The organism is Methanoregula sp. (genome assembly GCF_002835825.1).
GTDB lineage: Archaea > Halobacteriota > Methanomicrobia > Methanomicrobiales > Methanospirillaceae > Methanoregula.
Map to the genome: position 1 here is coordinate 1 of NZ_PIZH01000096.1, position 6579 is coordinate 6579.

Sequence of the window (6579 nt, forward strand, 5' to 3'; positions counted from 1 at the left end):
GAACAGAGGACAGATGGTGTATGGACGGGCCAAAAACTCCCTGCACATACCGGTTTTGGAAGATCATAACGCCGTTGAATGGGCGCAGCGGTCCCGGGCCCGGTCCGGACAACCCATCCTCCCGCCTGGCATGCAGCAACATCGCCAAGGCCGGTACGGTGCTCTACCTCGGCTTCATGGGCGAGAAGAGCGATATCGCGATCGGAAAGGTTGAGGCTGTACAGCCTGTTTAAAGCTGTCAGCGTTGAGAGGAGGGCGGCTGCCGAAAGACCAAATCCCGCACCAATGGGAAGGGTGCACTGCGTGATGACCGATGCAGTAACGCCCAGTTTTTTCATCACAGATTCGATGATGGGGGAGCCCTCTACCTGTTCACGGATGTTACCGTTATTGTCCCTGCAGCAAACACGAATCACTGTTCTGTTTGACCGCGTCACAGTTGCGGTAACTCCGCTGTCAATGACAATGCCGGCGCCGAGACTCCCGGTGGATCCCGGTGTTGCGCCATTGACCCGTTTGAAATAGCCGGAGATATGGCCCGGGCAGAATGCAGTGACCGATGCTGGTTTCATGGCTTCCCGCTTGGTATGTACTGGTTGGTGTTCCGGAGTTTAAGGGATTGTGGACCCCATATACGGTGTCACATCCGGACAGGGAAATCGTTCCGAAAAAACCACCGGCACGATCGGTTAGTGGATCATGCCGATTATTATTTTCCAGATGTCGTTTGCAATCTCCTCTTTTGAACCGGAAAGTTTCTCCGAACCATGGGAGGTAAGCAGTTCATACTCCCCGTTACTGGTGCCCATTGTGTCCGGGTGGTTCATCAGGACAACCGGAATGCCCTTTTTCAGCATCGCTTGTGCAGGTGCTTCCGGCTTTTGCTCAATCTTGAAAGCCACCGTGAAGGGCGAATATTCCTGCATTACTTCGTCCAGCAGCTTTGGGAGGGGGGTGAGGGGGATTGTGGCCGGTTTCCCGCTCCGGATCTTGCCCTGTGTCTGCTGCGGGGCAAAATCGGAGATGGCTGCGGCGCTGATGTAGATATCGGTCCCGCCGCGTATTGCGAGTTCGTTCATGACCGCATCCCGCATCTCTCCTGCAGATGCCGCGTTGATGTTTGTTACGCAGGGAATCGTGTCACCGTGAACAATGGTCACATCCGCACCGAGCCGGAATGCCTGAAGGGCCAGTTCTTTTCCCATCATCCCGCTTGACCGGGTTGTCAGGATTCTCACGTCATCGACTTTCTCCCGGCAGGGGCCGCTCGTGATAAGCACCCTTTTTCCGGCAAGCGGTTTTCCCATGACCGCGCGCTCGGCTTCAAGAACGATCTCATCGATATCCGCGATCTTCGCCTTGCCTTCTTCAATGCGGGGCGAGAGGATCCGGATCCCCCACCTTTCCAGCCGCTCGATATTTTCCGTCAGGCCCGGATGACGGAACATACTGTGGTGCATCGCAGGGACGATTATTACCGGCATGCCACTGCCGATCGCAGTGGTGGCAAACGTGGTGACGGGCGTGTCATCGATTGCACATGCAATCTTGCTGATGGTGTTTGCCGTACAGGGGGCGATCACCAGGAGACCGGCACTTCCGCCATCGCCACAAAAGGTCACGTGCTCCACCATGCCGGAGATCCGGGTGATGGCAGGCCTGCCACAGGCATATGTCAGGGCATCGGGAGAGACAATTCCCGCTGCAGCCCCGCTCATAACCACCTGGACAGATGCCCCTTTTCGCCGCAATGCATGGATAAGCCTGACGCATTCGACGGCTGCTATGCTTCCCGTTACGGCAAGAACGATCTCCTTTCCGGCAAGTGTCTGAACTGTTGTCATGCGAGTGTCACGTCATGCACTACATGCCATTCATTCGGGCGGTATTTCTTTACTGTATGTACCTCGATGGAAGGAGAAAAACCTGCGCCTTCCACGATCTGCCTGACCTGTTCCTCTGCCGGGCCAATGGTGTGAATGTGGAGCACCGTGCCGGGTTTGGCATGGGCAAGGGCTTCCGGCAGCATGGAGATCGCCGCAAAATGCCCCATGACAATCCGGTCATATGTCCCTTCGAGCTGGTCGCGGCAGTCACCCAACGACAGGAAGACGCTGTCGGTGAGCTGGTTCTCCTGAATGTTCCGCTCAAGGTACCCGTATGCCGCAGGGTTGATCTCCATGGCATGCACCTGCGCTCCTGCACCGGCAAGGGGTATCGTGAAATACCCGATTCCGGCAAACATATCTGCAACCCGTTCGGGGTTCCGGCTGGAGCGGACCAGTGCAGAGATCCGTCTCTTCTCCATCCGGTTGCCCATCGAGAACATCACCTTCTGCGGATCAAGAATGAATGTGTAACCGTCCTCCTTGTGGCGTACTTCACCGGCTTCTCCCCAGATGAGTCTTGTACGTGGCGTGCGGGTCACACCATCGAGCGATTCGATCCAGACTATGCCGCGCGGGTGACGAAACGTGACAATGGATTCGATCTCGGCGGGTGACGGGAGTTCACCTTGGATGATGGCAACGTCCCCGGTCATGTAATAGCCCCTCCCCCGGTATGGGGAGCGTTTGGGGATTTCTGTATCATACGGTTCCCCCATGCGAACCGGAACCCATGCGGTATCCCCGTCTACAAATGGACTGCGCGAGGAATCCACCCATTCCTCATGGAGGATTTTTGGCAGGTCCTTTCTTGATATCTTTCTGGCCCGCATTGTCTACCTGACAATGATGAGGTTCTCGTTATCTCGTATGACGCTGACATGGTCACCGGCACGTATTTCCATCCATTTCGGTTTTGCGACATCCATGGATTTACTGGTGACCGGATCAATGATGCCGACCATCGAGCCGTCAACGAATGCAGCCAGCGCGGGAACCGCATTCCGGGAATTTCCGGCAATCCGTTCGACATCATCATCACGGATGGATTTTGCGGTCCCGTCCATGAGATCGGTCACCCTGACGTAGTGCGCCTCCACCCGGTCGACTTCATAATATCTCTTCCTGGCAACGATGATGTCATGCTTCTGGAACCGGGGGAGACGGACCGAATAGGTGATGCGGTAGAGCTGCCTGCCGTTCTTCTCACCCACCAGTTTCGGGTGAGTAGTATACCTGCCTCCCAGCTGGGCAACGATGCCCTGTGCTATCATGAGCCCGATATGCTGAGAGCCGATGATGATGTCGATGCCGTCATGGATCTCGTTCATGTCAGATATGAACGAAAGCCGTTCTCCCCCTGCCTGGAGGTTGTCCTCGATATTCTGGGCAACCGAGGATGCAACCTGGATCTCGAAGGTGCTGGGTGTCCGGCCTTCAGCCCTTACCTGGACAATGCCCTCATAATAGCTCCCGCTGATCCGGTTGCACCGGTCGCACTGTTCCTTGTTCCAGACAATCTCGACCGTACAGGCGGCCTCAACCGGTGCTTTAAAAAATGTCCCGCGAATAGTGAGGAACGCCCGGGACCGGTTCACGGTCAGATCCTCAATACGGACATCAATTGAAGGTTTCCTGACCTCAGGATGAAAGTGGACAGCGGAGCGGGCGAGGGCGGGACCCAGCTCTTCCCGGTTGAGTTCGTTGTCGGACCAGGTATTGACCTGTTTTATTGCACCACAACTGGGGCACTGGGTACTCATAACCCGTGAATCGCAGGTATACCAGGGGGTGTTGCCAATCTGGCATTCCCTGCAGAATCCTCCGGTATCGGTTGGCTTTCCGCATTTCGGGCAGAATGTATCTCGGATGCTCATAGCTGGTAGATCTGTACATGCGGCACGCTGCCGATCATGATGCAGCCGGCGCGGGTGACAAGGCCCATATCGATGGCTATACTTACTGTCCGCTCACCCATGAGGTTTGCATTGGCGGCGCAACGGAGGGCACCCCTTACTTCCTCCTCCGTGGCGGTTTTGTTGCCATAGAATGCTTCGCTGATGGTAACAGTGATCGAATCGTTGCTGATCGTTGTATTCAAAAGTTCGCGATCGCAGATCGCCACAACATCCCCCGTTTCGGGAGAACGGTGAATCTTCAGGAACATTGATCACTCATTGTCGGTCAGGGATAAAAAAGGTGAGTTGCTCTCAGATGAGGGCGACAGTCACGCCATAGACCTTTTCAATCGTCTCTCCATGGATACGGAAACAATCGTCACGGGTAAGAGCGCCGGATGCCACGAGCTGTTTTGTGTACCGGGGCACGGATTTGGGTCCGATCACCGCACCCGGCCGTGAGTTCTCGTCCATGTAATCGCTCTCCAGGGTAAATGGTCGCCCGGATTGTACAAGCGCAGGTATTCCTTCATGTTTTGCGATGAGTGAGGGGTGGAGGGGGGTATCCGGGGATCCATAATGTTTGACAACTCTCTCAACAGGGATACCCGCATTCCGGGCCATTGTGGCAATGTCAGTGCAGGGTCCGGTCTCAGCGTGGACCTGGAGTGCGCACCCGAGGTCTGCTGCGACCGTGAGAGCATGCATGAGCACATCGTTCGATGCAGCCAGCAGTTCCTGGCTTACCTCGTAATGGGGACGCCCGCTTTTCAGGGCCACGGCTCTTCCTTCCCGGACGTATCCTGCCGCACAGTCAATTCCCCCCTTCATCGTCTCGACCGCTTCCTCAAGGGTCATCCGTTCCATGAGCCGGGTAATCTCCGCCGGGTGAACGCCGAGCACGGGAAAGACAACAATGCCCGTTCCAGAAACCAGTTCCGCAACACGCAGCGTCTCATCAAAGACACGGGTGTAATCCGGGCCGGAAACCGGGTGAACGGAAAGGGACCACGAGGGTTTTGAAACAAGGAAGACATGGGTGCCACCGGCCCGGAAAAAGTCCTTTGCCGCATCAACACCCCGGCCATTGACCGGATCGAAGTGGATGTGGTCGTCCGTGATTGGGAATTCAGGAGATTTCATGGCATTCCACGATCTTCATCAGCGGGTACCCGTTCTCGGGGGAAAGCCGGGCCCGGCAGTACGTGAAGCCAACCCGGGTAATGATCTCGACATCGAACATCATGCCGGATAATTCACTGTACCCGAAACGGTTCTCGCTCATGAGCGACCGGTCGAGCCGGACCGTGATCTCTTCAACAAAGGGCTGGAGGATCACTGCCTGCTCGATTGCCTTCTCAACACTTGCCGCGGAGATGCGGGAGATGGGGGTTCCCACCCACTGGTGGTAGAGAGCCCCGAGTTTGATCCCCGCTTCAAATACTGCCTGTTCCCTGTCGTTTGTCAAAAAAACACCTCATATCAACTGGATGATACCATTCTTGGGTTCCATCGCTTCCCCGGTCCGCAGGAGCATCTCGATTCCCTCGCGCACCTTGTCCCGCGGGAACCCTTTTGCGCTGACAGCATCGATGACCTGGTCGATACCGGCACGCCGGCCATCGCCCCCGATATCGCGGATGGCATCCTTGATAACCCGGACAATGTCGCGCTTTTCTTTGGAGATGCCGGTGACAATCTTGTCGATATCGAACGTTCCGGTCTTTGCGTCATACGCGATCTGCCGTAAGCACGCGTCAACAATATGAATTACCCGCTCCGCATCGCTCGTCTCGATCGTGTTGGAAAGGCGGATGCGTGCGCTGGCCTCGGCAAGGCGGACAAGGGCTTCGAGCTGACGGGCGGTCACCGGCACCGGTTTATTCGGTTCCGCAATCCCCCTGAGTTTCATGTAATAGGCAACCAGTGCATCACGGGCTTCCTGGGAGAGCATGGGGAAGCACGAGCGTTTTGAATACGCCACGTATTTCCGGAACAGGCCCGGTTCGATGTCCGGCATAACCGGCTTGAGCTGCTGCTGGATATACTCGTCCGTGACCCCGGGAATGGGTGTCTTCTTGTGCTGGGCAATCAGTTCACCGGTGCTGTGAGCCTTCAAGATATGCTCCGCGATTGCCATGTCGCGCTTCTGCTCCGGCTGGTCGGTCATGATGAAGATCAGGTCGAACCGGGAGAGCAGGGACGGGGGCATGTTGATCTGGTCCGAGAGATCGCCAAACATATCGAACCGCCCGTATTTTGGGTTGGCTGCTCCGAGAAGGGCGCACCGCGACTTGAGCGTTGCCGTGATGCCGGCTTTTGCAACGCTGATGGACTGCTGTTCCATTGCTTCGTGGAGAGCGGAGCGGTCGCCTTTCTCCATCTTGTCCATCTCGTCAACGGCTGCGACACCCATGTCGGCAAGGACAAGGGCACCGGCTTCAAGGGTCCAGCGGCCTTCGCCAAATTCGTCTTTCACCGCGGTTGCCGTCAACCCGGCAGCGGTAGATGACTGCCCGCTGGTGTAGATGGCACGGGGTGAGAGCTTGACAACGTAGCGGAGCAATTGACTCTTTGCAATTCCCGGGTCCCCGATGAGAAGGACGTGGATATCGCCGCGCAGCCTGCTCCCGTCAGGCATCTCTTTTGCGATGCCACCGAACAACTGGAGCGCGATTGCCTGCTTAACGTCTTCACTCCCGTAGATGGTCGGGGCAATCGAGTGCGTGATCATCCGGTAAATCATCGGGTCTTTACTGAGCCGGTTGATCTCATCCTCGGCTTTCTCATCGATC

At 56.4% G+C, this 6579-nt stretch carries 8 protein-coding genes; all 8 read right to left on the reverse strand.

Annotated elements, in window-relative coordinates; genetic code table 11:
- Nucleotides 1-572: GHMP kinase (locus CW742_RS05045; RefSeq protein WP_292417362.1), on the reverse strand; the 572-nt coding region annotated here is incomplete at its 3' end.
- A gap of 117 nt (nt 573-689) precedes the next feature.
- Nucleotides 690-1844 (reverse strand): bifunctional phosphopantothenoylcysteine decarboxylase/phosphopantothenate--cysteine ligase CoaBC, encoded by a 1155-nt coding sequence (gene coaBC, locus CW742_RS05050; protein WP_292417365.1) that lies wholly within the window; start codon nt 1842-1844, stop codon nt 690-692.
- Nucleotides 1841-2605 carry an SAM-dependent methyltransferase gene (locus tag CW742_RS05055; RefSeq protein WP_342764861.1) on the reverse strand — a complete coding sequence of 255 codons (765 nt, stop codon included), beginning with the start codon at nt 2603-2605 and terminating at the stop codon, nt 1841-1843. Before CW742_RS05055 ends, coaBC begins: the two co-directional genes overlap by 4 nt.
- A 117-nt stretch (nt 2606-2722) precedes the next feature.
- Nucleotides 2723-3763 (reverse strand): 60S ribosomal export protein NMD3, encoded by a 1041-nt coding sequence (locus CW742_RS05060; RefSeq protein ID WP_292417371.1) that lies wholly within the window; start codon nt 3761-3763, stop codon nt 2723-2725.
- Nucleotides 3760-4011 (reverse strand): DUF424 domain-containing protein, encoded by a 252-nt coding sequence (locus tag CW742_RS05065; RefSeq protein ID WP_342764862.1) that lies wholly within the window; start codon nt 4009-4011, stop codon nt 3760-3762. The genes CW742_RS05060 and CW742_RS05065 overlap by 4 nt, the downstream gene beginning before the upstream one ends.
- Before the next feature lie 85 nt (nt 4012-4096).
- Entirely contained in the window at nt 4097-4927 is an 831-nt protein-coding gene (locus tag CW742_RS05070) for a TatD family hydrolase (RefSeq protein WP_292417376.1), read from the reverse strand.
- Nucleotides 4914-5252 (reverse strand): dihydroneopterin aldolase family protein, encoded by a 339-nt coding sequence (locus CW742_RS05075; protein ID WP_292417378.1) that lies wholly within the window; start codon nt 5250-5252, stop codon nt 4914-4916. Before CW742_RS05075 ends, CW742_RS05070 begins: the two co-directional genes overlap by 14 nt.
- Nucleotides 5253-5261: 9 nt before the next feature.
- Nucleotides 5262-6579: minichromosome maintenance protein MCM (locus CW742_RS05080; protein WP_292417380.1), on the reverse strand; the 1318-nt coding region annotated here is incomplete at its 5' end.